The organism is Vitreoscilla filiformis (assembly GCF_002222655.1).
GTDB classification, from domain to species: domain Bacteria; phylum Pseudomonadota; class Gammaproteobacteria; order Burkholderiales; family Burkholderiaceae_C; genus Ideonella; species Ideonella filiformis.
In genome coordinates, this window is sequence record NZ_CP022423.1 from 685,267 (window position 1) to 711,291 (window position 26,025).

At 64.0% G+C, this 26,025-nt stretch carries 33 protein-coding genes; 21 read left to right on the top strand and 12 right to left on the bottom strand.

Annotated features, from left to right (window positions below):
* Window positions 1-49: 49 nt before the first annotated feature.
* From VITFI_RS03190 to VITFI_RS03245, 12 genes are all read right to left on the bottom strand, one after another.
* Complete coding sequence (locus tag VITFI_RS03190) at window positions 50-289, bottom strand: hypothetical protein (RefSeq protein WP_089415255.1); 240 nt, start codon at window positions 287-289, stop codon at window positions 50-52.
* Complete coding sequence (locus VITFI_RS03195) at window positions 286-1,515, bottom strand: ExeA family protein (protein WP_089415254.1); 1,230 nt, start codon at window positions 1,513-1,515, stop codon at window positions 286-288. The genes VITFI_RS03190 and VITFI_RS03195 overlap by 4 nt, the downstream gene beginning before the upstream one ends.
* Before the next feature lie 12 nt (window positions 1,516-1,527).
* On the bottom strand, window positions 1,528-1,830 hold the full coding sequence (locus VITFI_RS03200) for a hypothetical protein (protein ID WP_089415253.1): 303 nt from the start codon (window positions 1,828-1,830) through the stop codon (window positions 1,528-1,530).
* A complete protein-coding gene (locus VITFI_RS03205; protein WP_089415252.1) occupies window positions 1,830-3,641 on the bottom strand; it encodes a DDE-type integrase/transposase/recombinase in 1,812 nt (603 codons plus the stop codon). The genes VITFI_RS03200 and VITFI_RS03205 overlap by 1 nt, the downstream gene beginning before the upstream one ends.
* 23 nt (window positions 3,642-3,664) lie before the next feature.
* Complete coding sequence (locus VITFI_RS03210) at window positions 3,665-4,621, bottom strand: recombination-associated protein RdgC (RefSeq protein ID WP_089415251.1); 957 nt, start codon at window positions 4,619-4,621, stop codon at window positions 3,665-3,667.
* 24 nt (window positions 4,622-4,645) lie between these two features.
* Window positions 4,646-4,960: a hypothetical protein gene (locus VITFI_RS03215; protein ID WP_089415250.1), complete on the bottom strand. Its 315-nt coding sequence runs from the start codon at window positions 4,958-4,960 to the stop codon at window positions 4,646-4,648.
* 11 nt (window positions 4,961-4,971) lie between these two features.
* Window positions 4,972-5,940 carry a hypothetical protein gene (locus VITFI_RS03220; protein ID WP_089415362.1) on the bottom strand — a complete coding sequence of 323 codons (969 nt, stop codon included), beginning with the start codon at window positions 5,938-5,940 and terminating at the stop codon, window positions 4,972-4,974.
* A gap of 72 nt (window positions 5,941-6,012) precedes the next feature.
* On the bottom strand, window positions 6,013-7,218 hold the full coding sequence (locus VITFI_RS03225) for a hypothetical protein (RefSeq protein ID WP_157725500.1): 1,206 nt from the start codon (window positions 7,216-7,218) through the stop codon (window positions 6,013-6,015).
* Complete coding sequence (locus VITFI_RS03230) at window positions 7,215-7,538, bottom strand: IclR family transcriptional regulator (protein ID WP_198301549.1); 324 nt, start codon at window positions 7,536-7,538, stop codon at window positions 7,215-7,217. Before VITFI_RS03230 ends, VITFI_RS03225 begins: the two co-directional genes overlap by 4 nt.
* Entirely contained in the window at window positions 7,535-7,945 is a 411-nt protein-coding gene (locus VITFI_RS03235; protein ID WP_089415359.1) for a hypothetical protein, read from the bottom strand. Before VITFI_RS03235 ends, VITFI_RS03230 begins: the two co-directional genes overlap by 4 nt.
* Window positions 7,942-8,625: a KilA-N domain-containing protein gene (locus VITFI_RS03240; protein WP_089415358.1), complete on the bottom strand. Its 684-nt coding sequence runs from the start codon at window positions 8,623-8,625 to the stop codon at window positions 7,942-7,944. Before VITFI_RS03240 ends, VITFI_RS03235 begins: the two co-directional genes overlap by 4 nt.
* A gap of 69 nt (window positions 8,626-8,694) precedes the next feature.
* Window positions 8,695-8,985, bottom strand: a complete 291-nt coding sequence (locus tag VITFI_RS03245) for a DNA-binding protein (protein WP_089415357.1) — start codon at window positions 8,983-8,985, stop codon at window positions 8,695-8,697.
* A 45-nt stretch (window positions 8,986-9,030) separates the two neighbouring features.
* On the opposite strand from VITFI_RS03245, the gene VITFI_RS03250 reads away from it, so the two are divergent.
* From VITFI_RS03250 to VITFI_RS03345, 21 genes are all read left to right on the top strand, one after another.
* Complete coding sequence (locus VITFI_RS03250; protein ID WP_089415356.1) at window positions 9,031-9,342, top strand: hypothetical protein; 312 nt, start codon at window positions 9,031-9,033, stop codon at window positions 9,340-9,342.
* Window positions 9,343-9,532: 190 nt separating this feature from the next.
* Window positions 9,533-9,967 carry a helix-turn-helix domain-containing protein gene (locus VITFI_RS17800; RefSeq protein ID WP_157725499.1) on the top strand — a complete coding sequence of 145 codons (435 nt, stop codon included), beginning with the start codon at window positions 9,533-9,535 and terminating at the stop codon, window positions 9,965-9,967.
* Window position 9,968: 1 nt separating this feature from the next.
* Window positions 9,969-10,556, top strand: coding sequence for a hypothetical protein (locus tag VITFI_RS17805; RefSeq protein ID WP_157725498.1), 588 nt, complete (start codon window positions 9,969-9,971; stop codon window positions 10,554-10,556).
* 107 nt (window positions 10,557-10,663) lie between these two features.
* Window positions 10,664-11,089 carry a hypothetical protein gene (locus tag VITFI_RS03260; RefSeq protein WP_157725497.1) on the top strand — a complete coding sequence of 142 codons (426 nt, stop codon included), beginning with the start codon at window positions 10,664-10,666 and terminating at the stop codon, window positions 11,087-11,089.
* Window positions 11,090-11,137: 48 nt separating this feature from the next.
* Window positions 11,138-11,479: a hypothetical protein gene (locus tag VITFI_RS03265; protein WP_089415353.1), complete on the top strand. Its 342-nt coding sequence runs from the start codon at window positions 11,138-11,140 to the stop codon at window positions 11,477-11,479.
* Window positions 11,480-11,485: 6 nt separating this feature from the next.
* Window positions 11,486-11,785 carry a VpaChn25_0724 family phage protein gene (locus VITFI_RS03270; RefSeq protein ID WP_198301548.1) on the top strand — a complete coding sequence of 100 codons (300 nt, stop codon included), beginning with the start codon at window positions 11,486-11,488 and terminating at the stop codon, window positions 11,783-11,785.
* Between the two features lie 3 nt (window positions 11,786-11,788).
* Window positions 11,789-12,373 carry a phage protein Gp27 family protein gene (locus tag VITFI_RS03275; protein ID WP_089415351.1) on the top strand — a complete coding sequence of 195 codons (585 nt, stop codon included), beginning with the start codon at window positions 11,789-11,791 and terminating at the stop codon, window positions 12,371-12,373.
* A gap of 7 nt (window positions 12,374-12,380) precedes the next feature.
* Entirely contained in the window at window positions 12,381-12,722 is a 342-nt protein-coding gene (locus tag VITFI_RS03280) for a hypothetical protein (RefSeq protein WP_089415350.1), read from the top strand.
* Window positions 12,664-14,346 (top strand): terminase large subunit domain-containing protein, encoded by a 1,683-nt coding sequence (locus VITFI_RS03285; RefSeq protein WP_198301547.1) that lies wholly within the window; start codon window positions 12,664-12,666, stop codon window positions 14,344-14,346. The genes VITFI_RS03280 and VITFI_RS03285 overlap by 59 nt, the downstream gene beginning before the upstream one ends.
* A 157-nt stretch (window positions 14,347-14,503) precedes the next feature.
* On the top strand, window positions 14,504-16,114 hold the full coding sequence (locus VITFI_RS03290; RefSeq protein ID WP_089415349.1) for a DUF935 domain-containing protein: 1,611 nt from the start codon (window positions 14,504-14,506) through the stop codon (window positions 16,112-16,114).
* A gap of 1 nt (window position 16,115) precedes the next feature.
* Window positions 16,116-17,777, top strand: coding sequence for a phage minor head protein (locus VITFI_RS03295; protein ID WP_089415348.1), 1,662 nt, complete (start codon window positions 16,116-16,118; stop codon window positions 17,775-17,777).
* Window positions 17,761-17,994 carry a hypothetical protein gene (locus tag VITFI_RS03300; RefSeq protein ID WP_089415347.1) on the top strand — a complete coding sequence of 78 codons (234 nt, stop codon included), beginning with the start codon at window positions 17,761-17,763 and terminating at the stop codon, window positions 17,992-17,994. The genes VITFI_RS03295 and VITFI_RS03300 overlap by 17 nt, the downstream gene beginning before the upstream one ends.
* Window positions 17,991-18,536 carry a phage virion morphogenesis protein gene (locus tag VITFI_RS03305; RefSeq protein WP_089415346.1) on the top strand — a complete coding sequence of 182 codons (546 nt, stop codon included), beginning with the start codon at window positions 17,991-17,993 and terminating at the stop codon, window positions 18,534-18,536. Before VITFI_RS03300 ends, VITFI_RS03305 begins: the two co-directional genes overlap by 4 nt.
* Window positions 18,537-18,573: 37 nt before the next feature.
* Window positions 18,574-19,707: a phage protease gene (locus VITFI_RS03310; protein WP_089415345.1), complete on the top strand. Its 1,134-nt coding sequence runs from the start codon at window positions 18,574-18,576 to the stop codon at window positions 19,705-19,707.
* 31 nt (window positions 19,708-19,738) lie between these two features.
* Entirely contained in the window at window positions 19,739-20,167 is a 429-nt protein-coding gene (locus VITFI_RS03315; protein WP_089415344.1) for a hypothetical protein, read from the top strand.
* Between the two features lie 47 nt (window positions 20,168-20,214).
* Window positions 20,215-21,105, top strand: a complete 891-nt coding sequence (locus VITFI_RS03320; RefSeq protein WP_089415343.1) for a Mu-like prophage major head subunit gpT family protein — start codon at window positions 20,215-20,217, stop codon at window positions 21,103-21,105.
* Between the two features lie 34 nt (window positions 21,106-21,139).
* Complete coding sequence (locus VITFI_RS03325; RefSeq protein WP_089415342.1) at window positions 21,140-21,445, top strand: hypothetical protein; 306 nt, start codon at window positions 21,140-21,142, stop codon at window positions 21,443-21,445.
* Window positions 21,446-21,482: 37 nt separating this feature from the next.
* On the top strand, window positions 21,483-21,902 hold the full coding sequence (locus VITFI_RS03330; protein WP_089415341.1) for a gp436 family protein: 420 nt from the start codon (window positions 21,483-21,485) through the stop codon (window positions 21,900-21,902).
* Window positions 21,902-22,357 (top strand): phage tail terminator protein, encoded by a 456-nt coding sequence (locus VITFI_RS03335; RefSeq protein ID WP_089415340.1) that lies wholly within the window; start codon window positions 21,902-21,904, stop codon window positions 22,355-22,357. The genes VITFI_RS03330 and VITFI_RS03335 overlap by 1 nt, the downstream gene beginning before the upstream one ends.
* Window positions 22,358-22,377: 20 nt before the next feature.
* Window positions 22,378-23,106, top strand: coding sequence for a phage tail tube protein (locus tag VITFI_RS03340; RefSeq protein ID WP_089415339.1), 729 nt, complete (start codon window positions 22,378-22,380; stop codon window positions 23,104-23,106).
* A gap of 136 nt (window positions 23,107-23,242) precedes the next feature.
* Entirely contained in the window at window positions 23,243-26,020 is a 2,778-nt protein-coding gene (locus VITFI_RS03345; RefSeq protein ID WP_089415338.1) for a phage tail tape measure protein, read from the top strand.
* Window positions 26,021-26,025 lie beyond the last annotated feature (5 nt).

Genomic DNA, 26,025 nt, shown 5'->3' on the forward strand with positions numbered 1-26,025 from the left:
GAAACTTCGCCGGTAGCCGACCGGCAACGGGGCGCATGGGCGCCGGGGATCACACGCGCCAGATGCGTCTGAGCCTGGCGCGCAGTCGAGTGCGCTGGATGGTGGTCTCGGACAGCATCTGGGCCAGCTCGATGCGCAGTGCTGCGCTGTAGTTCAGCTCGGTCTGGATGTGCGTGCGGTACACCGCTTCACGGCGGGCCAGCGTGGCCAGTTGGTGTCGCAGCCACACCACTTCCAGGCGATACAGCCAGGAGCGCACAGCCCAGGCCAGGGAGGTGGCGGTGTTCATGCCATCCGCACCACGTCAGCAGTCACCACCGGGGCGCCCAGCTCGGCGGCCTGATTCAGCGCCCGGTTGGACAAATTGTTGATGGCCAGCGGGTAGATGTCGCCTTGCAGCCGCGTGGCCAGGGCCGCGATAGCGTCCAGCTCGAACAGTTCGCCCAACTCCCGACCACAGTAGGCTTTGACGCGGTGGGCCATGTAGGCGGCCAGGTCGCCCGACTTCACACCCAGCGGGCGCAGTTCGACGATCTCGGTGCGTTGCAGCACTTCGCGCACATCGTTCTTTTGCAGTTTGTCGGCCAGCTCCTGGTGGCCCACCATCAGGATGCCCAGCAGTGGAGCCCGACCCACGCGCATGCGCTCATGCAAACGCTTGAACTGGTTGAGGGTGGTGGAGGGTGAGTCGTGCGCCTCTTCCAGAACCAGTACATGCGCCCAGCCCGCCTTGCGATGTTCTTCCAGCAGTTTCAACACTTGGCGGGTGCGCGCCTCGGAGGTTTGGGCCACGGTGGCTTTGGGGTCGAGGTCGAGCACGATGGCCGCCAGGATGTCGCTGCTCTTGAGCGGCTTGCCCTTGGTGTCTTTGTCGGCCATGCCCACCACGCTGGGGGCGATGATCTTGAGCAGTTTGTTCTCGCGCTGGATGCGCTCTTTCAGGTCGCCCAGGATGGTGGTCTTGCCTGAGCCACTCTCGCCTACCAGGGCCAACATGCGGGCGTTGAGTGCGGCTTGCCACACCATTTCGCGCACGAACCGGATTTCGGCATTGGCGAACAGGTGAGCGTCTTGTGTCACCTCGTCGTCGAACGGGCCGGTGAACAACTTGAAGTGCTTGCGAGCGTCGGTGGTCAGGCTCTGTTTGGCGATCAGCATGGTGTCTTCCTGGTTGGGTGTGGTGCGGGTGTTGGGGTGGGTGCCAGCCCGATGGGCGCGGCGCAGCGGGGGCAACAGAGAGGGCTTGTCGGTGGTGCTGGGGGCGGTTTGGGTGGCATCCGGTAGCGGCTCGAACAGGTGATCAAGCTGCTCGGTTGGCACGCCCAGGTCAGCGAGCGAGCGGGTGACGGCCTGGCGCAGTTCGGCCTGATCGCGGCGCTTGGGCCACTGCCCATGCAGCGCCAGTTGTGACAAACCTGCCGGTGAAATGCCCGCCGGTTCAGCCACTTGGCGCAGGCTCAACCGCGAGGCGGTCAGCACGGTGTGCAGGCGCAGGGGGTGGGTGTTGGGGGTCATGACTTGAACCCCTCAAACCTGTGAAAACGTGCGTTTGCGGTAGACGGTTCCCACCAGCACCATTTCCCCAGGCCCCGTGCGCTTGTAGATGGCTGCGCGGCCTTCGTGCTCGCTGGTTTCAATGAACAAGCTGCGCGGCAGGGCGCGGATTGCATCCTCCAGAGCACCAATCGCGGCCCGCTCTTCTGGGGTGGTTTCGTCGGTCTTGAGGGTCGAAGTTTGCTGTTCTTCAAACCGCTCCAGCAGCAGCTCAGCCGGCGTTTTACCGGTCGCGGCCTTCACGGCACGGGTAATTTCTTTGATGCTCTTGCTCATCACAAACCTCCCACCGCACGCAGCGGCATCGGGGCCACGGGCTGGGCAGCGGGTGCGCTTGGCGCCAGTTGCTCGGCCAGGGTTTCGAGTTGGTCTTCGGGCACGCCGTCGGCGCCGAACCGGGCTTGCACCCAGCCGTACACCTGGGGCGTGTAGCGCTCGCCCAGGCGGCGCTTCAGCTCTTGGCACGCCTCGGGCACCGTCAGGCGGCGGGTGGATACCGCCCGGTCTTCCACCGCCACTTGGTGCCCGCGCTTGGGCATGTAAGTGGGCAGTTGGGCGGCATCCGCCTTGTGCATGGCAAACGGGTCAACCTGCCCGGCAAACACAAGGCCACCCTTTTCTTGGCGTTCCTTGGCTTCGTCCAGCGTGTCGCCGCCGTAGGCGGTTTGCACCACCGCATCCCGGTTCACGTCCAGCAAGCCACGCGGCGCGGCGCGCAGTTCCTGGCCGCGCTGCGGTGCGTCGGTGGCGTATCCGGCACTGGTGAACGTCACCGCCTCGAACGGCATCCACGCCAGGCGCCCGGTGCTGCCGTCCACATAGCCAACCTCGACGCTGGGCGGGTGGTACGGGTCGGCCACCACCGGCACCATGTCCCCAGCCTTCACGCCCGGCAAGTGGCGCACGCGGTAGCTGTGGCGGCTCACCTTGCCATCGGCCCCACGCAAGGCGAAGGTGATCTCCAGATTCGTGTCCACCTTGCGCTTGATCGGGTGCGCCCGCATCAGGCGGCGCATCACATCCGCCGGGGGAGCGATGCGCAGTTGGTCAGCGGTGATCGTCAACCATTGCGCATGGCGCGGGCGCCCGTAGCGGCTGTGGTTCTTCGTGCCGCAGTACCAGTGGCTCCACAGCAGCGCCTTGTCGTTCAAGTCGTCCAGGCTGGCCACTTTGGCAAAGCGCAGGCTGGCCAGCTCGAAGTGGATTTCCACCAGGTGGTGGGCCTTCTCCACGCTGCCGTTGGAGCGTGAGCGGTGACGCTCATGCACCAGCACCTTGGACTTCAGGCGCTCGCACAGGTTGAGCACCGGCGCCGAGGTGTTGGCCGCACCTGGGTCGAACTCCAGATGCAGCGGCACCCCGTGCATCGGGTGGCGTCCGCCCTTGTCACCAAACGCCCAGATCAGAAACTCACCCAGGTTGGCCGCTGATTCACTGCCCAGGTAATACCGGGTCAGGAAATCATGGGAGTTCACATCGGCGGCGGTATACCGAATCAACCGTTCTTCCTGGACGCGGGTGATATTCGCCGGCTTATTCTTGTAGAACTTCTTTTCGTCCATCACCTGCAACCCGGTGGCGTTGCTGAGGTAATAAACAACGCACACCGATGCATCCACTTGCCAGAACTGGTTCGGGTGCTCCGTGGCCACCTGAATCGCCGGCTCCGGCAGGCGCAACTGGTCGGGGTGCAGCCCGGCTTCGCGCAGCAGCACCAGCAGCCTGCTGGTGGAAAGCTGGGTGCTGATGAGCCCCACCGTGTCGTGGCGCAGCAGCTCCACCGCGTCATCGGCGGTCATGCGGTTGATGCCTTTGCGTCGGAAGGTGCCCATCAGCGCCGCGCTGATCTTCATCAGCTCATCGTGGGTCACGCCACGCTTGCCCGCATCGCTGCGGCGCTTGCGCCCCGTGTCCCGGCCGAGCTGCTCGGCCAGTAGGCGGTGGATGGTGCTGCGCGTCACGCCAAGCTGCGCCGCCGCCTCATCCGCAATGGCGCCGCACTCGCCGTGCGCGGCCTTGTCCAGCCGGGTGCGTACCTCGTGCAGGTACAGCACTTGATCGGCTGAAATTTGATGGCTCGGAGGCATGGTGCCCGCTCCTTGTGTGGGGGTTACGCCTGGGCGGTGGCAGCGGGTTGCCCGATCGCCAACTTGCCGCCCAGGGCGTTCATCAAGTCGGCCAACATGCGTTGCAGCTCGGCGGTCATCAGCACCGCATCGGTGCGCCAAACCTCCTCGGCGTCAGGCCAGCCGGGGCCGCCCGCCGTCTTGTTCTCTTCCAGCACCACATCGGTGAGGGCCACGTTCCGCAGCGTCCAGGCATCGGTGAGCACAAAGGTCATCCGGGTATCCCACTCCAACGCCAGTTGCTTGGCGGTGTAGCCCTCACGCACATGGGCACGCACTTCGTCCGTCACCAGCGAGTGGTTGACGTAGCGCACCTTGGCGCGGGTTTCGTCCTGACGGTGCAGCTCGGCGGAGCGGCCCAGGCACAGGCCAAACGACCAGGGTGCATCACCGCTGCCCAGCCAGGTGGACATGGCCGCAGCCGGGGAAACCTGCGTCTGCACTGGCGTCACCACAAGGCCGGGGATCATCCGCACCAGCGCCGTCACGATGTCCGCGCCGCGCTTGGCGCTGGCGCAGTCCAATGCCAGCCAGCCGTTGTCCGTGTCCAGCCACACCAGCGTGGTTTCTTGGAGGGCAAACGCACGGGGCAACAGCTCAAACTTGGCTGCTTCGGCCAAATCCTTGGCAGCCGTCTTGCCGGGGCGGCGCCCGGTTTCCTTGTAGATGGCCTCGGCCATCTCTGCCACCCGCGCCTTCAGCGCCTGGGTGGGCACCTTCTTGGTTTCGGTCTTGTAGGCCAGCATCCAGCCGTGGCAGAACAACGGCTGCACCAAAGCGCCTCGGGTCGCGCTCGGGTCGGCCGGATCAACCCAACCAGCCGAATGTTCCTTGGCCGGCTCGCAGGGGCGGAACTCCTCGCGCACCAGCGCAGGAATCAGGTCGGCGCACCGGGCAGGGTTGGTGCCGGTGATGGCGTACAAAATCAGGTTCTTGAACATGGTCGTTTCCTTGGGCGAGGGTTGTCAGGCTTGGGCGGGGGTGACGTGGCAGGGCACCCAGGCGCGGCCCTGCTTCAGGGCGCCAATGGCCAGCGCTGCATCCATTCCGGCCTGGGTCACTTGGTAGAGCAGGCTGTGGTCGTTCAAATACGGCTTGCAGCACATCAGGCCCTTGGCTTCCAGTTGCTGGGCCAACTGCGCATCGGCACCTCCTTTGCGCACCACAAATGAGTTGCGGTAGGCCGATTGCCGGCGGCTCAGGCCGGTGCAGTCCAGCAGCGCCCGGCGCTGTTGTTCGTTGAGGGAGCGGATGTCAACGGTGGTGGGGTTCAGGCTCATCGTGGTTCTCCTCACGCGGTGGTGTCATCACTGGGTTGCTGCCAGGCGGCGTTCATCCAGGCGGGGCGGGTGCCCAGGGCGTCGTCGCTCACTTCCACTTCCAGGCCGTGTTCAATCACCACTTCGCGCAGCGTGACCACCACGTAGGTCAGGGCTTGCAGGGCTTTGGTGCGCAGGGCTTGGTTGGTCTGGTTGGCGCAGATGTCAGCCACCACCACGCCCAGGCGGCGGGCGCTTTGGGCGCTGGCGTCGGCGGCCTTGGCCAGCTCTTCCAGGGCGGCGTCTTCGGTGGCGCTGCGGGTGCCCAGTTCGGGGTTGGGCGTCCAGGGGCGGGCCAGCTTTTCTTTGGCGGCGTTCAGGTCGGTGCTCACCTGGGCCAGCACGGCGTCCTTGGCTTGCAGGGTCTTCGTGGCGTCGTCCAGCTTGGCTTCGAGATCCGCCTTTTGCTTGGCGTGTCGTTCCACCAGTTCTTCGGCCAGGTCGAGGAAGGCGGCTTTGTCACCCGTCTTGGCTGTCTCGATCAGCAGGGTCTTGGCGTCTTCGGGCAGGCGGCGGTACTGCTTCATGTCCCGGTAGCCGATGCCCATGCGGGACATGCTTTCCAGAGCCTCTTCGCCAAAGCTTTGCAGGTTTTGCAAGTCGAGATCGACCTTGTCTTTGGAATAACCCAACAACTCGCAAAACTCCTCCCAAGTTCCGCGTAATGCCGAACCGTTCGGCATTTGCTTCCCCGCAAGTTGTTGATAAAGCTTGTTTTCTCGGACGAATGCCAGCTTAGTCAGCCGAACCGTTCGGCTAAATTTGGCAATGGCATCCGCCATCTGGGCTTGCCCAAGAAGCTGGTTCAGCAAGTCACGTTCTGCACTGGTGCCGGCTTGCAACGCGGCCAGCGTGTCGGCGGCGGCGCGGTCGGCATCCAGGGCGCCGGGGGCGAGTTCAACCAGGCGGGTTTCACTGCGGGGGGTAGGGGTGCGGCTCATCGCAGGGTCTTTCAATCAAGGGTGGGAGTGGTTGAAGGGGGAGCGGAAGGCGGCTGCATGCCGCGCATGGCCTCAAGAAAGGAGTCCCCGCCGCTCCCGGCCCCGTCGTCGAACAGGCGCAGGGTGGTGGCCATGCCCTCCAGTGCTGTCTCGGCCAGGCGGTTGGCGAACACCGTGATGCCCGCCATCACATCCAGGCAATGCACCTGCTCCTTGCCAAACACCTCCACCGCCCGGTGAGACAGCGCCAAACACAGCAGCGTGGACAGACTCAACTCCAACCGCTGATCGGCCCGTGGGACTCGGTTGGACATCTCCAGGCTGATGAACGCCAACTGCGCGGCGCCCAGAGGAATCTCTCCCAACGGCTTGGCGCACATGCCGCCAGGCGTTGGCGAAACGCTGCCGGATGGCAGAGGGAATGCGGGTGTGCTCACGGTGCGCTCCTTGCAGATGTGGATGGGTATCAGTCGAGACGTGGGGATTGCGGGACGGGGCAGCCGCAGGGCTTGCCAGTGCCACCGCCCACAGCAGGGCGGCAACACCTTCGAGCAGCGCGCCTTGCAGCAGCGAGCCACCCAACCCGATGACGGCGGGGCTCCACCCCGTCAGCTCGGCCAGTCGGGCGTCCACCGGGTCGGTGGCTGCCCGCTGGCGTTGCGTGTCAGCGGTTTGGGCGTCGGCTGCGAGTTGGCGGCGCAGCTCGCCCACGCGCTGGGCTTGTTGCGCCGTCTGCTCAGCCGCTCGCAGGTGGGCCACTGCGGCACTGGCCCCCGTGGCAGCAGCGGTGCAGCGGCCAGGCGTGGTGCTGTCACACAAGCGTTGGGCCGCTTGGGCACGCTCGGCCTTGGCTTGCGCCTTGGCCAGCGCGTCGCCCGCCTGAGCCAGGGTCGGCGTGCCAGCCAATGAGGCCAGTTCGTCGCGGGCCACTTGGGCGGATTGGCTGAGCGTTACCTCTGCCGTGGCCCGAGCATCGCCCGCCCGGTGTCCGGCGCTGGCGTACCAGTGCGCCTGGTTGTAGAGCGTGGCCACCAGACACAGGCCCGCGACCAGCCACGCCATGCGCCAACCTCGCAGGGCCAGCCCAGGCAGCAGGTTGCAGCCCAGGGCCAACACCGCAGCGGTGACGACGTGCAGGCCCTTGTCCGTCGCGGTGCTGCCGCGTTCGACGGCCGCCAGAGCGGCCATCGTCAGGCTGGCGCCCGAGGCCATGGTGGCCAGCACCACCAGCGCGGCGCGGCTGGTCGGGGTCATGGGGTGATGAGGGACGGCCATCATTGCGCGCTCCCCAGGTAACGGCTGGTCAGGCTGTCCAGCTCGGTGCGAGCGCGTTGCAGGTGTTGCGCTGCGGTCAGGCCGATGCGTACCGGGGCCACACCCAGGCGCCAGCGGCCGGTGTCAGGGATGCGCTCGACCCAGTGCTCGGCTTCGAGGGCCGGCATCACTTGGCTGATCCAGCTCGGCGCCACCTTCAGGCGCTCGGCCAGGTCGGCGGGAGAGAGGCCATGCACTTCGTGGCCGGCCAGGGCTTGCAGGGCACGCAGGGTTTTATCCACCGAGGTGGGCATGCGAGCGGAGGAGGCAGAGACGGGGCTCATGCGTCGTCCCTCCCCACGTCGTGCAGCAGCTCGGTGAACATCTGGTGCGTCACGTTGGAGGTGAAGCACAACAGGGCGCGATCCGGGCTGATGAATTCCCAAGGGGTGCCGGGTGTACCGACTTCCAGCCAGCAGCGGGTGGGAGACAGCCACGCTGTGCCGTCACCTGCGCGGCGGGTGTGCATGGCACGGGCGTCTTGCACGTCGCTCAGTTGCAGGGCCCAGCCGGGCACGTTCAGTTGAGCCGCTGCGCGTTGGCGCAGGATCAGCCGGACGGTTTCGGCACTGAAGTTCTCGTTCAGTTCGGCGAAGGCCCACAAGGTGCGGGCCAGGGGTTCGTCCACGCGATTGACACGAGCGCGCCACAGCACGCTGTAGACGTTGATCGGTTCGGTGGGGTGGGTCATTGCGCCACTCCCCAATTCAGGCACATCTGCTTGTTACCGGCAATCAGGCGCTCGGCGGTTTCAGGGAAGTAGCGCAGGCGGATGAACTCCACCGGGTTGATGAGGCCCACAGCGATCATTCGGCGGATGGCGTAGCCCACGCTGGTGGCGCTGCGTTTGAGCATCTGCCCCACCTGGGCGTAGGTGTGGCCGTCGAACACCAGGCGGCGCACGTCTTGCCAGTGCGGGCGGCGGCTGAACCAATACTTCTCGGCTTGCGTCAGTGGCTTGACGTAGTTGCCGGTCATCAGGGCGTCGTAGGCGCGCACCACCTTGAGGAAGAACTCGGGGCTGATCCACATGGCGTAGCTGTAGACCAGCTCTTTGCACACAAACGTGCCGCGTGACTCGTATTGCCCACCTCGTTGGTCGCTGATGGGTAAAGCAGGAATTCCTGCTTTACTTTGGAAAGTGACACCCGAAATTTGGGTATCACCTTGCGAAACATCTTCTGCACGTAAAGCAGGAATTCGGGCTTCACTTTCCAGCACAGCAAGCTGTGCTTTCGTCGCCTTGTTCGCCAGCCACAGCGAAGGGCGATGCCGGTTGTTGTTGCCTGCCGCCTTGTGCAAGTCGTTCAGGCAGTAGCGCCCGGCGCTATCGCGGCGGATCGCGGTGTTGAGGATGGAGAGGTCGTTCATGGCATTGGCTCCAAAAATAACGAATAAATCAGGGGGTTAGGCGCGGCTTCCAGGGCGCCAGCGGCGCGGCTACGTCGTGGCTTGGCGGCCCGACGCCGTGGCAGGGCGTTGGTAGGCCGGGGCGTTGACGGCACACACGCTGCGCGTCAGCTCGCCGGCCTTCATACCCAGCAACACGGCAATGCGGTGGCTTTGGCCCCGGTGGCAGGGCTTGCGTCCTGCCAGGATTTCGTAAACCAAGCTACGGCTGACTTTGTGCTCAGCAGCCCAGGCGGAAATGGAGACGCCCTTGGCCTCAAATTCGGCGCGCGCCGCCTGGGGCGGCTTGAGCCATTGGGTGGTTTTGGTGGCGGTGCTCATGGGTGCAAAATGGTGTGAAGTGGTGTTGTGTCGAAAGGGAGAAAGATGGAAAACGTTTTTACAGAAGCCGACCGGCGGGCGCTGGTGACTGCGCTGGATGCGATGCAGGCCCAGATTCGTGATCTGGAAACCGACCATGCAGCGCTACAAGGTGTGTTGACGCTGCTAGTTCGTCTGCTGGGGGCAGAAGGGGTGATCAGCGTCGGCCAGTTGGTTCAGGAGACTCGCCAACTGGCTGAGACCCAGCCGGGCGAGCCAGAGTGGCAAGAGCGGCTGCAACAACTTGCTGGCGTTCTTGACGTGCTTTCTCCCGCTCTGAAGTCGAAATTGGCACGTAAAGGGGCGCCGGCCCGTTGACGGTGTGTTTGGCCCACGCCGCCACCTGGCCGCGTAACCGCAAGTACCTCAGCACCACCTTGGCGGCATAGAGGGAAAGTGTCTTGTGCATGCGTTCTCTCCTAAGGGCTAACCCGCTTCGCTGGGTGTGCGTTGTGCGGCGTTGGTGTGATTGTGGGGTAGTTAACTACCCTATGCAAGGATTTTTTTGATGAGTGTTGGAAGTCGTTTGATCGAAGAGCGAAAACGCCTTGGGATGTCTCAAGTAGCGTTTTATGAGGCTTGTGGGGTGTCAAAGAAGGCGCAGTTCAACTTTGAGAACGATGACAACCTGCCAGGCGGTGCGTACCTCATCGCAGCAGCGGAGCTTGGTGTCGATGTGCTCTATGTGCTGACAGGGAGGCGAGGAACGCCATCTGTTGCCGGCCCTGTTCTGCGTGATGGTGAAGCAGAACTGCTTGAGGGTTATAGGGCGCTGGATGCAAGGGGACGATTGAGCGTCAAGGCTTTTATTGCAGGAGTTCCATCAGGCGGTATGAGCGGGCAATCTAACGGTGGCCATGTCATCCAAGGGAGTAGCAATGTGGTAATAAGCCATACAGCTCCGACGCCTATACGGCGGCGGGCGAAAGTATCTGAAAAATAAAATGAGCACATTCGAAAAAACTCTTGTGACGCAGCACTTTGCACGAGCACTAGATCCATGTAAGCGCCCATACACCAAAAGCACTCTAATTGATCAGTGTGTTTGTGGTATTGCAAGTCGCGGGCGAGATGCCACAATTGATGCTTATATGAAAGGGGTGAGAGGAGAAAAAGTTAGGAATAGAAGACGTATGTTTCCAGCAGGCCCTTTGGGTGAAATTTTATGGGGAGGAACTAATGGTGAATTGATGTACGTACGATTTCCGGCTGCCGAAACGTTAGAGGCTCTGGGGGAGCGGCCAAATAAATTACAAGCGCTTGCACAATATTTTTGTGATAAATTAAACCAAAATCATGAAATAAACCCTCAGCTATCGCATATTATGCAGATCGCCATGGAAATTACCACGGTAAAAATTCATGACAGTGTTATTGAGGTGTTGTGGAAAGAAAGGCAGAGGCAGCCGGAATTTATGCGAAGCGTTTTTGTATTAATTTTAGAGATAGTGAAAATTGAAGATATTGCAATGCGTAGTCGCTGGAAAGAGTTTGACATCAAAAAACTACGGGCGACACGAATAAATGATTAGACTCGCATCCCCGCCGGGCGGGCTGGGTGGATTCAAAGATAGGCAATAAAACTATCAAACCTATCTGAGTAACAACCATCTAGCGGCCTCCACCAAAATGGGCCGCTATGAATACCGCCGCCACTCCACCAGAAAAACACCTGCCCGATCCGCTGGCCAGTGCCCTGGAGCGCATGAATATGCCCGACCAGGACAAGGCCGCTCTGCGCGCAGCGTTGGCTCAGGTGATGACGCCGACACAGGAGCTGCCCGCGTCGGTGGAGGTGGCCGCTGAGCCTCCCAAATGGTGGATGCAATCGCGCACCATGCTGCTCAATGGTGTGGTGGTTGCCTTGGCCGGAACGGCTGAACTGATGCAGGTCATCGAGCCCAACCTCGGGCTGCTGCACGACCTGCTGTCCCCATCCAGTTACGCCACAGTGCTGGCGGCTTTGGCCGGCGCCAATGCGCTGCTGCGCTGCGCCACGGCCAGCGGCATCACATTCCGCCGCCCCGCCATCCAGCAGGCCAATACCCCCCCTGCGGGAGGGTGAACCATGGGCCTGCCCCTTCACACCACCACAGCCCCCAGAGAGCGACGCATGGATGATTTCAGCAACCCGAGCTTTTGGCTCAGTGCCGGCTCTACGCTGGTCAGCCTGGCCACTGCGGCGGCGGTGTGGCTGCGCAAACCGGGCGAACAAGCGCTCGGTGCGCTGGCCGCCTTTGAAACCCGCCACGCCGAACAGCATGTGGCCGCCGACAAAGAACACCGCACCCTCGTGGAACGTGTGGTGGTGGTTGAGACCAAGCTGGTCAACCTAGCGACCAAGGGGGATGTGGCCGAGGTGCGCGGTGACGTGGATGCCCTGCGCCAGGCGACTGACCGTAATGGTCAGGTGCTGGCCCGCATCGAGACCTACCTCTTGACCAACCGGGGCTGAATCGCCATGAAACCCTACGCCCAAGTGCAAACCGAAGACCGCCGCCTGGTGCTGCTGCGCGCCCTGGCTGCGGCCTCTCAGTACCGCGCCAACGCGCTGCTGCTGCGCCGTTACTGTGACGCGGTGGGACACACCGTCAGCGCCGATGCCGTGGCCACCGATCTGGCATGGCTGGCTGAGCAAGGCCTGGCCACCACCGAGCAGCCCCAGGGCGTGCTGGTGGCGACACTCACCCAGCGCGGGCTGGATGTGGCCGAAGGCCGGGCCAAAGTGCCCGGCGTGGCCGCACCAATGCCGGGGGCGTGAGCCATGCCGCCCGTGGGGAAGATTGCCAAGCTGCCCGGTGACATCCGCAAGTGGCTGCACCAGACGCTGGTGGATCGCGCCTTTGGCGACATCACCGGCGTGACCGATGAGCTGCGCGATATGCTCAAGCAGGCCGGCATCAGCATGAGCATCGGCCGCAGCACAGTGGGGGATGAAAGCGCCCGGATCAAGCGAGCTGCCGAGGCCATCAAGGCCGCCACCGAAGCCACCCGGCTGATTGCAGAGACGGCCCGTGATGACGAGGACACGCGCTCAGAGGCTGCGTTGGCACTGGTGCAAACCGATGTCTTTGAAACGTTGATGGTTGTGCGCGAAAGCGAAGCCGAGAAAGACCCAGCGGCCCGGCTCAAGCTGTTGGACAAAGCGGCGTTGACGCTCACGCGCACAAGCCGTGCACGGGTAGCGCAGGCCCGCTGGCGGCAGGAGGTTGAAGAGCGCGCCAAGGCCGCCGCCGATGCCGTGGCCAAGATCACCAAGACCGGTGGGCTGACGCCGGAGCAGCAAAACGAGATCCGCGCCCGCATCCTGGGCATCACCAAAGTGCCGGCCAAGACGGCTGGGGCGTGAGGCATCCATGAGCGGCGACGCCTGGAACTTGAGGGAGTACTCGACCCAGCAGTTGATCGAGGAGCTTGCCCGGCGCGCCAATGAACAACCGACGAACAAGCCGGAGCATTGGTGCCATGAATGCACTCACTTTGTGACGTGGTACGACCAGCACCCCATGCCGCGCAAAGAGTGCCCCGACACCTACAACCCATGCACCAAAGGCCACGCCATGAAGTTCTTGCCGCCGGAAGATTACGACGACGAGTACGGCTTTTACCTCCCGGTGTGTGTTGACCGAGATTTGCAGCATGACCCATCCCGCCCAGATCCCCGCCCCGCTGTCCCTGCTCGCCCCCGGCGCCGCTGATGATGCCCCACCACCCGTGCTGCTGGCCTACCAGCAGCGCTGGCTGGAAGACTCGGCGCAGCTCAAGGTCATGGAGAAAAGCCGCCGCACGGGGATGACCTGGGCAGAAGCGGCCGACAACGTGCTGATTGCTGCCAGCGAGGGGGGGAGCAACGTGTTTTACATCTCCGCCAACCACGACATGGCGCGGGAGTACATCGAAGCCGTGGCCATGTGGGCCAAGGCGTTCAGCTATGTGGCCAGCCAAATCGGCGAGGGCATCTTTGACGACGGCAAAGACCCCACTTCCGGCCAGCAGCGACTGATCAAAACCTATGAGGTGAGCTTCCCGGCCACCGGGCGGCGCATCGTGGCGCTGTCCAGCCGCCCCAACAACCTACGCGGTAAGCAGGGCGTGATCGTCATCGATGAGGCCGCATTTGCCCCCGACCTGGCCGCACTGCTCAAAGCCGCGCTGGCCATGCTGTTGTGGGGCGATAAGGTGCGCATCATCAGCACGCATGACGGGGCAGATAACCCGTTCAACGAGTTGATCCAAGACATCCGCGCGGGCAAGCGTGGGCCCCCCACACAAGCCAATGTCCACCGCGTCACGTTTGACGAGGCAGTGGAAGCGGGCCTATACAAGCGCGTGTGCCTGCGCAAAGGCCTGACCTACACCCCAGAGGCCGAAAAGGCGTGGGCCGATGGAGCCCGCAAGCTGTACGGCGATGGCGCCGCCGAGGAGCTGGACGTGATCCCCAGCAACAGCGGCAGCCGCTACCTCAGTCTGGAACTCATCAGCCAGCGCATGACCGCACCGTGGCCCGCTGCGCCCACCGGCCCGGTGATCATCCGCAAACGCTGGGGCGATGGGTTTGCCTTCCTCCCCGAGGATGTGCGCACCCACGCAGTGGCCGGCTGGCTGGCCGAGTTTGTCACCCCGCACCTACGCCGCCTGAATCCGCAACGCCCCCATGCCCTGGGGCAAGACTTTGCGCGCAGTGGTCACTTGAGCGTCATCGCGGTGGGTGAAGAGGGCGCCGACCTCATCAAGCGCGTGCGCCTGGTGCTGGAGCTGGGCAACGCGCCGTTTTCGGTGCAACGGCAAATCCTCTGGCACATCATCGACCACCTGCCGCGCTGGCGCGGTGCGGCGCTGGATGCCTCGGGCAACGGCTCGGAGCACGCCGAGGCCGCTGCGCAGCGTTACGGCGCCATGTTGGTGGAGGGTGTGAAGTTCACCGCCCAGTTCTACCTGGCCAACATGCCTAAGCTCAAAGCGGGCCTGGAGGATGGGACGCTGGACGGCATCCCCCGCGATGAGCACCTGCGCGATGACCTGCGCAGCTTCGCGCTGGACAAACGCGGCGTGCCCGTGTTGCCCGAGGAAACGATGCAAAGCGCCGGCGCCCGCGCCGCTGCGGCCGAAGGCGGTGGCAAGGGCCAAAAGCGTCACGGCGACTTTGCCATTGCGCTGCTGCTGCTGGTGTACGCCTTTGCCCGCGAGGTGGGCGAGATCGACTTCATCCCGCTGCCGGCTACCGCTAGCGCCTGGGCAGAACAGCCCGAAGAGCGCCGCCGCGATGGCCCAGGCAATGAAGACGACTGGCACGCCTTTGATCTTGACCGAGAGCGGATTTAGCCCGCTCCCTCCACAACACCCGCCGCCGCATCCCAATCGTGCGCCGCAATAGCCCGCCTAAACTGTTTATAAACGTTTACAGGCCGTTGTCAGGCGCGCGGCAGGGGGTTGGAGGCACCAGCCCTGCCAATGGGCTTAAAACCGCGAAAGCCTGACCATGCCTGCCAGCACCATCGTTGATCAGCACGGCCGCCCGTTTGAGGTGGCTCCGATGCAAGAGCAGCAGACCGCCCGCGTGGCGATGTTGCAGCGCGACTGGGCCACCCACCCGGCCAAAGGGCTGACCCCAGCACGACTGGCCAGCATCCTGCAAGACGCCGAGCAGGGTCAGCCAATGGCCCAGCTCGACCTGGCCGACGACATGCTGGAGCGCGATGGCCACGTTTATGCCGAGCTGGACAAGCGCGCTGCCGTGGTGGTGGCCACGCCGCACCAGATCGCCCCGCCACCCAACGCCAGCGCTGCCGAGAAAGCGTTGGCCGAGGAAGTGGCTGAATGGGTGGAGGAGCTGCCGCTGGCGCAGATCAAGAAAGCGGCGATGGATGCCGTTTTGAAGAGTGTTTCAGCCCAGGAAATCCGCTGGGAGATGCAAGGCGGGGCGCTGCTGCCCGTCAGCTTTGAAGCGCGTCCCACGCGCTGGCTGTGCCCGGACGAGCGCGGCACCCGCTGGAACCTGCGCGATGGTTCCAGCGCCTACGGCCAACCGTTGCTGCCGGGTTGTTGGCTGCTGCACCGTCACCGCAGCTTGAACGGCTACATGACCCGTGACGGGCTGGTGCGGGTGCTGGCCTGGCCGCATCTTTTCAAATGGGCCAGTGACACCGACCTGATGGAGATTTTGGAAATTCTGGGTATTCCCATGCGCATCGGCACCTTTCCGGTGGGTGCGAGCGACACGGAGAAAAGCCGCCTGATGCAGGCTGTGGTGAGCCTGGGGCGCAATGCGGCGGGGATCATGCCTGCTGGCATGAAGATCGATCTCATCAAGGGGGCTGAGGGCACCGAGGGGCCCTACCTGTCGATGGCGCAGCGCATGGACGCGGTGCAAAGTAAAGTGATCGTGGGGCAAACGCTCACCAGTGGCGAGGGCCAGCACGGCACCCAGGCGCTGGGCAATGTGCACAACGAGGTGCGCATGGACATCCGCGATGCCGATCTGGCCCAGCTCGCCACCACGCTGACCCAGCAGTTGCTCTGGCCGATGGTCGCGCTCAACAAACCCGGTGTTGACCCACGCCGCGCCCCGCGCTGGAAGTGGCTCACCGACCAGGCCGAAGACCTGAAGACGTTTGCCGAAAACCTGCCGAAGCTGGCCGCCGGGGGAATGCGCATTGCCGTGTCGTGGGCGCACGATCGGCTCAAAATTCCGATGGCGGCGGAAGGTCAGGCGGTGTTGGGTGCTCCCGCCCCCGCACCGTTGCTCGTTCCGCCCCCGCAGCCGGCGCCTGCCCCGGCCCCCAAGGCCGCTGCCGCACGCGGTGCCCTGCCGCCCACCCCAGCCCATGGGCCGCATGATGTGCTGGATGATGTGATCGAGGCCGAGCTGACGCACTGGAAGCCGCTCATGGCGCCGCTGGTGCAGCCGCTGCTGGATGAGATTGACAAAGCGGCGGCATCGGGCGAATCGTTGGAGAGCTTGCGGGCACGTATGGCGCAAATGGCTGCGCGCATGGATACACGTCCCCTGGGTGAGGCCATTGCTCGTGCGGGGCAGAAGGGCGCTGTGTTGGGAGCAGCGGATGTCAATCTGACCCAACCGGGGGTGTGACATGCCCATGCTGAACCTGGGCCAGATGACACCCCGCGATGCCGTGCGTGTGTTTGCAGAGCGCGGCGATCTGCTGCCGTCGTTCCGATGGCAGGATGTGTTCCAGGACGAACACGCGCGCGGCGTGGCCGTGGCTGGCGTAGCGCGGCTGGACATCCTGAACTTGTTCCAGGGCACGCTCGACCAGGCCATCCAGGAGGGGCGGGGCGACAAATGGTTCCGCGAGGCCATGCGGGGCGAGCTGGTGGCCAAGGGATGGTGGGGTGACATCGAGATCACCGACCCTGAAACGGGGGAGGTTCGCACGACGCGGTTTGATGACCGTCGCCTGAACCTCATCCTCGACACCAACACCCGCATGACCCATGCGGCGGCGCGCTGGCAGCGCATGGAACAGCAGAAGGCCCGCAAGCCCCTGGGGCTGTACCAGACGATGCACGATGGGCGGGTGAGTGCCCAGCATGCGTTGTATGACGGGGTCTGCCTGCCGTTGGACGACCCATGGTGGAACACACACTACCCACCGTGCCGCTACCGCTGCCGCTGCCAGGCGTTTTCACTCGACGAAAAAGAGTTGCAAAGGCGCCAGGATGCCGGGCAAACGATCAAGCGGACTGCGCCGGCTGAGCCCGACATCGAGTACATCCACCCCGGCACAGGCGAGGTGATGCAAGTGCCCATCGGCGTGCACCCGAACTTTGCCTACAACCCTGGCAGGGCTGGGATGCGGGACAAGGGGCTGGTGGATGCCATCAAAGCCACGGCGCCACTGTTGCCTCCCCAGGTGGCGCAGGTGGTATTGGCTGACATCGTGCGCGCCATGCCCGACTTGGCGCCTCAGCTCAGCACGCCACTGACGCCGCACCAGTTTGCTCAGGGGCTGAAGGATGCGCGGCTGGAGCCCTACGAAATCACCCCTGCCCAACTGCATGCCCTCACAGACGGGCGACTGGATCCGCAGGCCCTGGTGCGCGCCATCACTGGCACAGATCAATTGCCACCACCTGTGATGGGTGGGGAAAACGCATCGTGGATGGTGGTGATGAAAGAGCGCAATGGGCCGGGTGTGACGGTGCGCGGGCACAACGTGCCAATGCCAGGCGGGACAGCCACGATGCTCACGCAGACGTTCGACTTCAACACGGGCACGGCCCGGCTGGATTTGCTGGAACTGCCCGAGGCCATGCAAGGCGCAGGTGTTGTCAAGCGGTTGATGTCGGCGTTGGTGCCCGAGTACCAGCGCATGGGGATGCGGCGCATCGAGTTGATTGCCAACCTGGACGTGGGCGGCTACGCCTGGGCACGCTACGGGTTCGCCCCCGTGCCCAAGACGGGCACGTTTGCCTATTCACGAGGGGTTGATCCGCTGGCCCTGTTGGCACAGCAGACGCTGCCTGCTGTGGCGCGCCAAGAGCTGGCCGACTTCCAGAGCGCGTTTGACGCGCTGCAAGACGACAATCGCTGGGTGCGCGACCTGCTGTCAGTGGACACGCCTGCGCTGAATGTCATCCTGGCGGGTGTGCCGGAATACGCCCACATGCCGGGGGGTGTCACACTCATGAAGGCTCTGCTGATGGGCAGCGCCTGGGAGGGCATGCTGCCCTTTGATGATGCGCTGGCGATGCGCCACTTCTGGAGTTATGTCCATGCCTCTACCAAGTGACTTTGACCCGTTTGCAGGCGATGCCCTGCGGCCTCGCGGTGATGCCATGTACCAAATGGTGGGAGGTAGGCCGACCAATGCGGCGCTGCACCACTCCATCCTCGACGGCGGCCCCGCTGAGGTCGATGAGGAGTTGATGGCGGCAAACCGCGCCCGTGCGATTGACGGGGGCGTACCGGTGGATGTAGCGGAGCGGTTGTTCAAGGTTAAAAAATGAGCAACGACGCCGGATTGGTCGGGGATTTGATTGGTGAAGAGCGGCTGCTGGCGCTGTTGCGCCAAGCGGTTCAGCGACTGGACAACCTCCAACCGATGTTGGAAAACATCGGAGCAGACTGGGAAGGGCGCATCCGAGAGCGGTTCAGCACCAAGCAAGCGCCAGACGGCAGTGCGTGGACGGGGTTGTCCCCCGCTACGCAGAAGCGGTACGACGCTGAAGATAAGGGCCGCAGCCAGGGCACTTTGCTGGAACGCACGGGGACGATGCGGGACTCGTTGGCGTCTCAAGTGGATAACCGCGACAAGACCGCACCGACGCTGGAGGTGCTCATGTCCCGTCGGTCACACGGCGGAAAGACGGGGCCACTGGGCGGTGAGTGGAGCATCCCCCTGTTGCACGAATACGGCACCCACCGCATGCCGCGACGTGGGTTGTTCACTGCTGACCCGGAGCAGGGTGAGCTGGCGCCGGTAGATCGGGACGCTATTTCGGATGAGGTGGCGCACTGGCTTGCGGCCTCATTTACCAATCCAACCTGAGATATGAGCTTTCAGGCGCTGGCCCGAGCATGTGGCCATGCGCTACTTGCTCGCCCTCCTCTCCTCCACCCTGGCCCTGTCGGGCAGTGCTGATACCTCCCAGGTGCAGGTGCTGCCGTTTGGCGAGTTTGCTGCGCGTGACGGCAGGCCAGGCCCAGGCAAGACCTGGAAGCTCACCGACGCTCAGGGCCGCGCCCTGGCTGCCAAGCTGAACGCCACGGCGGCCAAGACGCCGCTGGTAATCGACTACGAACACCAAACCCTCCAAGCCGAGGAAAACGGCAAGCCGGCCCCTGCTGCGGGCTGGATGAAGGCCTTCGCCTGGCGCGATAGGCAAGGCCTGTGGGCCACCACTGACTGGACGGAGGCCGCCAAGGGGTACATCGCAGCGCGCGAGTACCTCTACATCAGCCCCGTGCTGCGCTACGACCCGGCCACCGGCGACGTGGTGGGCCTGGAGATGGCCGCCCTCACCAATTACCCCGCACTGCTGGGCATGGCTGCCGTTGAGGCACGCCTGCGCGCCCAGCTCCACCCCCAGGAGCCCACCGACATGGATTTGCTCAAGCTGCTGCAAGCCCTGTTCAACCTGCCCCAGGCCACGGCCGAGCAGATGCACAGCCACATCACCACCCTGAAAGCCAAAGCCGAGCAAGACGCCGCCACGGCCACTGCTGCCGCTGCGCTCAAGACGGCGCTGACCCAGCTCAAGACCGACCTGGGCCTGCCAACCGAAGGCGACATCACCGCCCCGCTGGCGGCGCTCAAGACCAAGCTGAATGGCGGCACGGGCGATGCCGCCGGCATGGAGGCCCTGCGCGGCATGTTGGCCACGACCCAGAGCGAGCTGGCCACGCTCAAGGCAAGCGCCCAACAGCGGGAGCTGGATGAACTGCTGGCCGCTGCCATCCCCACCAAGTTCGTACCGGCCATGCGCGCCGCGCTGGAAAAGCTGGGCAAGACGGACATCGCCCAACTGCGCGCGATGGTGGAGGCCCAGCCTGCGATGAACGCCCCGCTGCTGGATGGCCAGAACGGCGGCAAGAGCCCGCCGCCGGGCGACCCCAATGCTGAGCTGAATGCGACCGAGCTGGGCGTGTGCCGCGCGATGGGTCTCACCCCCGAGGCCTACAAGAAGCAAAAAGTGGCGATGGCTGCGGCCAACGCCTGACCCACCCTCCTGACCGCACCGAGGCGCACCCATGACTGCTCTCACCTCTGATCGCAACGTCCGCACGAAGGGCTGTGGCCCGCGTGTGTTCCCCGTCGGCGCCAGCATGTTGCTGTACGCCGGCGCGCTGGCCGCCATAAATGCCAGCGGCTACCTCGTCAAGGGCAGCACCAGCACCACGCTGCGCGGCGTGGGCGTCATCACCCGCCGCGTGGACAACTCCACCGGTGCCAATGGCGATGTGAAGGCCGAGGTGTCGGCGGGCTGCTGGCCGTTCAAGAACAGCACCAGCACCGACCAGATCACCCGCGCCCACATCGGCATGACGCCCTACATCGTGGATGACCAGACCGTGGCCCTGACCTCGGGCAGCTCCACCCGCAGCACCACGGGCGGCCAGATCTGGGATGTGGACGACGACGGCACCGTCTGGATCTTCTGGGGCGGCGACGAGTGCTGATGCAGCACTGAAGCCACGCAACCAACAGTCTCAAGGACACACGCACCATGCAAGTCACCACCCACAACCTGCGCACGCTCAACGTGGGCTACAGCGCGGCGTTTGCCGAAGGCCTGGGCGCTGCCCCGGCGATGGGTTTGCAGTTCGCCACCCCGGTGCCCAGCACCACAGCCGAAGAGGAATACGCCTGGCTGGGCTCGACCACGAGTTTCCGGGAATGGCTGGGTTCCCGGCAGTACCAAAGCCTGGAAGAGCACGGCTACACGATCAAAAACAAGGAGTTTGAAAACTCGTTCAAGGTCAAGCGCACGGCCATCGAAGATGACCAGCACGGTGTTTACGCCCCGGTGTCGCGCCAGCTCGGCCAAGATGCTGCGCTGCACCCGGATGAACTGCTGTTTGGCCTGCTGCAATCTGGGTTCGACACCAAGTGTTTTGATGGCCAGTACTTTTTCGACACCGATCACCCGGTGGGTTTGGCCGGCAACCAGTCCAGTTTCTCGAACTACGACGGCGGCTCGGGCACGGCGTGGTATTTGCTGGACACCTCGCGCTACATCAAGCCGCTCGTGTTTCAAAAGCGCCGGGACTACGCCTTCAACGCGATCACCAACATCAACAGCGAGCGCGTTTTCGAAATGAACGAGTTCGTTTGGGGCGCTGATGCACGGGTGAATGTGGGTTTTGGCCTGTGGCAACTGGCCCGTGCCAGCCGCCAGACGCTGGACGTGAGCAACTACGCCGCCAGCCGCGCCGCAATGATGAATGTGCGCAGTGACGCCGGGAAACCCCTGGTGGTGCGCCCCTCCGTGTTGCTGGTGCCTCCCTCGCTGGAGCGCCAAGCGCTGGACATCCTCACCGCCGAGCGTCTGGCCAACGGCCAGAGCAACACCATGCGGGACACCGCCAAGGTGGTGGTTTGCCCCTGGCTGTCCTGAGCCGGCCTTTACTGAACATCAAGGAAACCACGTCATGGGTATCAAGCAAGTGCAGGCGCTGGCGATTGCGGCCACGTCTGAAAAGGGTTTTCGCCGCGCCGGTCGTTTCTGGGGGCCGGGCACCCAAAAGGTGCCGGTGGGTGAATTCACCGAAGCGCAACTGGCCGCCCTGCGCGATGAAGCCGGCAAGGGTTTGGTGGTGGTGGACACCACGATGGAAATCGAGGTGCCCGATGCTGCCAAAGCCCCGGCTGAATCCCCCGCTGCTGCATCGGCTGCTGGTGCCGCACCGCCCGCTGAAGATCCCGCGCCGGCCAAGCCCGCCAAGGGCAGCAAGTAACCGCGCTCCCTGAGCGCAGCCGAAGGGAGCCCGCCCCATGAGCTACATCACCCCAGCGGATTTGTTGGCCGAGTTTGGCGAGGACGAGATGATCGACCTCACCGACCGCGCCACGCCCCGCACCCACGCTGTGGATACCGCTGTGGCCCAACGCGCTTGCGACCGGGCCAATTCGGAGGTGGATGCGGTGCTGATGGGGCGCTACACGCTGCCACTCTCATCGGTGCCGGTGCTGCTGCGCTACATCGCGCAGGATCTGGCGTATTTCTATTTGCACCTGGGCACGCCGCCCGAGCACATCAAAACCCGCTACGACACGGCGCAAAAGAACCTGGGTTTCATCCGCCGAGGTGAATTGCAATTGGGTGTCGATGCAGTGGGTGCGCCGCTGGTGGATACCAGCAGCAATTTGCCAGCCGTGGTTTCTGACGGGCGCAACTTCAAACGGGGTTATTGATGGGCGCCCCGAACAACTCGGCATGGGCGGCGGACTTCCTTTTTGTAGGACGTGCCATGGCGGCGCGGCTGGCTGCGAGTGTCCCTGCGCTGCGTGAGAGTTTGATGGTGGATGAAATCGAACCGACAGCCACCAGGACGCGCCAAGTTCCTGCGGCTTTGGTGATGCTGCATGACCAATCCCCAGACGGCGGGGGGGATGGGTATTCGGACGTGTCTGTGGTCAGGCAGCAATGGCTGGTGTTCCTGGTCGATAAAACCGGGCGCAATACCGCTGACCGAGGTGGTGAAAAGGTGGGGCCGTTGCTGCCGCAAATTGTCCAATGCCTGCACGGATGGCGTGTGCCTGGCACAAGCCGCAATCTGGCATGGGCGCCTGGTGCCCCCACACCGAAGTATTTCCAAGATGGCACCGTGATGTTTCCGCTGCTGTTTTCAACTCAGTTTTCAGTTTGATTCGCTGAGAAAGGCTTCCCATGAACTCGAAATCATTGCTCCTGGTTGGCAGTCTGTACGCCCGCGCGGTGGGTACCACGGGCGCCTTCTTCCCTTTGCTGAATGGCAAGGCGGAAATTACCCACAGCCTGGACACCCAGGACGTACCGAACTACGGCCGCACAGGCGGTGGCAAGGATCAAATCCTCTCCCGCGTGAAAGACGTCAAGGTGGAGCTGGAGCTGTGGCGTTGGGACAAGCGGAACTGGGCGCTGGCGTTGGGGGCGCCGGAAAGCGCCATCGTGGACACCGCCCCGGTGGTCGATGAGGCCCATGTTGCGTATGTGGGCGGCATGGTGCGGTTGAACCATGTCGCGTCGGCGATCACCGGTGTCAAGGATGCATCCAATGCTGCGTGCATTGAAGGGACGGACTACAAGCTGGTGCCGGGTGGCCTGATCCCCTTGGAAGGCGGCAGCATTGCCGATGGGGAGGCCATCAAGGTCAGTTACACCAAGGCCGCGTACATCAACTACCAGGCCTGCACGCGCTTGGATGCCGAGCTGGAGTGCTTTTACGTCGGCGAAAACGAGAACGATGGCAACAAGTTGGTGACGGCTGACTTCCATCGCTTGTACGTGCCGCCGACCGACAAGATTGCACTGATGGGCGAAAAGCTGCAAAGCCTGAAGCTCAAAGCCGAACTGCTGGCCGACACAACGAAGGGCCAAGGCCTCAGCGCGTTCTACAGCCTGCGCGCCCAGGTGTGATGCCGAACGGTTCGGCATTCTGGGCAGTGATACCGCACCGTGCGGTGTGACTGCCTATATAAATCAATAACTTAGCTTTGTTTTTACTCCGCACCGTGCGGAGGAATGCCGAACGGTTCGGCAAAAAGGACGCTGCATGGCAGGCCCCATTGACATCATCCTGAGACTGCGCCTCCTGGCTGACGGTGTGATGTCCGGCCTGAGTGGCATTGGCGCGAAAGTGACGGCGGTGGCGGCAGCAGTCACCACGTACTTTACGAGCAAGCTGTTTGCCGGCGCGGTGAGCAGCGCGGCCGATTTGGAGGCCAAACTCTCCGAGGTCAAGGCGGTATCGGGTGCCAGCGCCCAGGAAATGCAGGCCCTGCGCAAAGCGGCTGAGGATGCGGGTGCAACCACCAAATACTCGGCAACTGAAGCGGCCACAGCGCTGGGTAACCTGACCCGTGCGGGGCTGAGCGCCGATCAGGCAATGCAGGCCCTGCCTGCCACGTTGCAGTTGGCGCAAGCGGGTGGCGTGGATCTGGGTCAAGCCGCCGAGTTCATCACCAAGGCGGTGATGGGGATGGGGCTGGCGTTTGGCGATGCGGGCCGCGTGGCTGATGTACTGGCCAAAGGCGCCAACGCCAGCAACACCAGTGTGACGGGGTTGGCTGAGGCGCTGAGCTACACAGCCCCCATTGCCAAGTCGGTGGGTCTGAGCCTGGAACAGACCGTCGCCATCATTGGCAAGTTCGCCGATGCGGGGATCGATGCCAGCCGGGCGGGCACGGCACTGAATGCGATCCTGAGCCAGTTCAGCGACCCGGCCAGCAAGTTCCGCACGGAGCTGGGCACGATCGGGATCATCACCAACGACTTCGGCGAGGCGCTGCGCCAGTTGGGCACCAAGGGCGCCGTGGGTGAGCGCGCCATCTTGGCGGTTGGGACGGAGGCGGGGCCGGCGCTGCGGTCACTGTTGAATCAGGGCATCGGGGCACTGGATGAGCTGACGGGGAAGCTCAAAAATGCCAAAGGCAGCGCCGCCGAGACGGCTGCTGTGATGGGCGACAACCTGCGCGGGGCGCTGGGTGGGTTGAGCAGCGCGTGGGAAACGGTGATGAATGCCCTGGGCACACCGACGCTGCCCATCCTGAAAGACGGTGTGAACCAACTGGCTGCGGCGCTGTCTGCGGCGGTCAGTAATGGGACGGTGGGGAAGTTCGGGGATGCCTTGGCTGCTGCGTTCAAGGCGGCCATTGAGTGGGGCACCCGGTTTGTAGGCGCGGTGGATTTTGAGGCCGTGTCGGTGCAGTTGCAGACGTTTGCCACCAACCTATCGGTGACTCTGGACGACCTCGGCGCCAAAGCCAAGAACGCCGGCAACGTGGTGCAGACCGCGTATGGGGTGATGAGCGCCGGGGGCAACACAGTACTGGCGGGCGTGTATGTGCTGGGTGCGGGGTTCTCCAGCTTGGTTCAGTCGGCGCAGGCCTGGTACGCGTTGTACCTGGACATGATGTCCAAGGTGACATTTGGCGAAGTCAGTGCCCGGTACAAACTGGCGGCCGACGAGGTGCGCGTCAGTGCAGCGGCCTCTGGGGCGGCCACGGATGCATTCATGGCCAAGGCCCGCCAGGCAATGGATGACGCTGCCACAGCGGCTGAGAGTGCCCAATCGGGTTGGGATGGTCTGACGCAATCGCAGACGCAGGCTGCGGCCCAGGCACCGAAGGTGGTGCAGGCGCAGGCTGATGTGAAGGCGGCGGTGGAGGCCACCAGCTCGGCGGCAAGCGCTGCGGGTGCAGCGGCCAGTGCGGCGGGCGAAGCAGCCAAGACTGGATCGCAGGCCCAACAAGCGGCGGCGGAGGCGGCGCGCGAAAAGGTGGCCACGTTGCGGGCCGAGTACGAAAAGGCTGTGGACGCGGGCGAATGGCAGCGGGCGGCGGAAATTCAGCGGCAGTTGACAGCGGCGCTGCAAGGGACGACAGCAGCCACGAAAGAGAGTGCCGCAGCGGCCAAGGTGGTTGAAGGGGCGTTTGAGCGCCTGGGGATCACGAGCGTCGATCGGCTCACGATGATGGCGGATGCGGCCAAGCGGGATTACCAAATCATCCGCGATGCGGGCACCACAGCAGCACGAGACAAGCAAGCTGCGTTTGAGAAATATGCGTCGGCGGCCATCGCTGCCAATGGTGGTGTGGTCACCGCTGAACTGCGGGCGCAGGCTGCGGCGCAGGGGATGGGTGTTGCAGTGGATGAGGCGGGGCACGCTGTGGTCAAGTCGCTGTCGGCCATTCCCGCCGCTGCTGATGCCGCGACTGAGGCAATGCGGAAGACCCGTGAAGAAGCTGAGAAAACCGCCTCAGCAGTGGTCGCTGTGGTGAAAAACAGTGCTGTGGAGAAACGCAACGGTGAAGTGAAGTCACTGTTCGATGACGATTACCGCAAGCGCACCGGAGACGGCACCACCGCTGGCGGCAACACGCTGATGAGCGTGATCAATGACCTCAAGGGCTATGGCTTGGACGACGAAGCGGCGCAGCAGATCGCCCGCGAGTTTGTGGATGCAAGCGGCAACGTCCCCTACATGAACAACCCCGGCCAACGGAAGTACGGCGGGCCGGGGGGGGGACGCTGTCGTCAGCCCTGCAAACTGCCGCCAGTCAGTACCTCTACGGCAAGGACGGCCACGGCGGCGAAATGGCCCGGCGTGCCGCTGCCGCTGCGGCCCCCGCACCAGCGCCCGCAGCGTCGGGCCAGGTGGCGGCGCCTGCGCCTGCGCCATCTGCTGCGCCCACCACATCGCGCACGGTGTACGCCGTGGCCATCACGATCAATCGGGGCCGCGAAGAGGCCGTGGAGATGGCCTCGCAGGATGACGCTCAGGCCCTGGTGGCGATGCTGCGCCGCCTCGAATCTGACGCCGCACGAGTAGGAGGA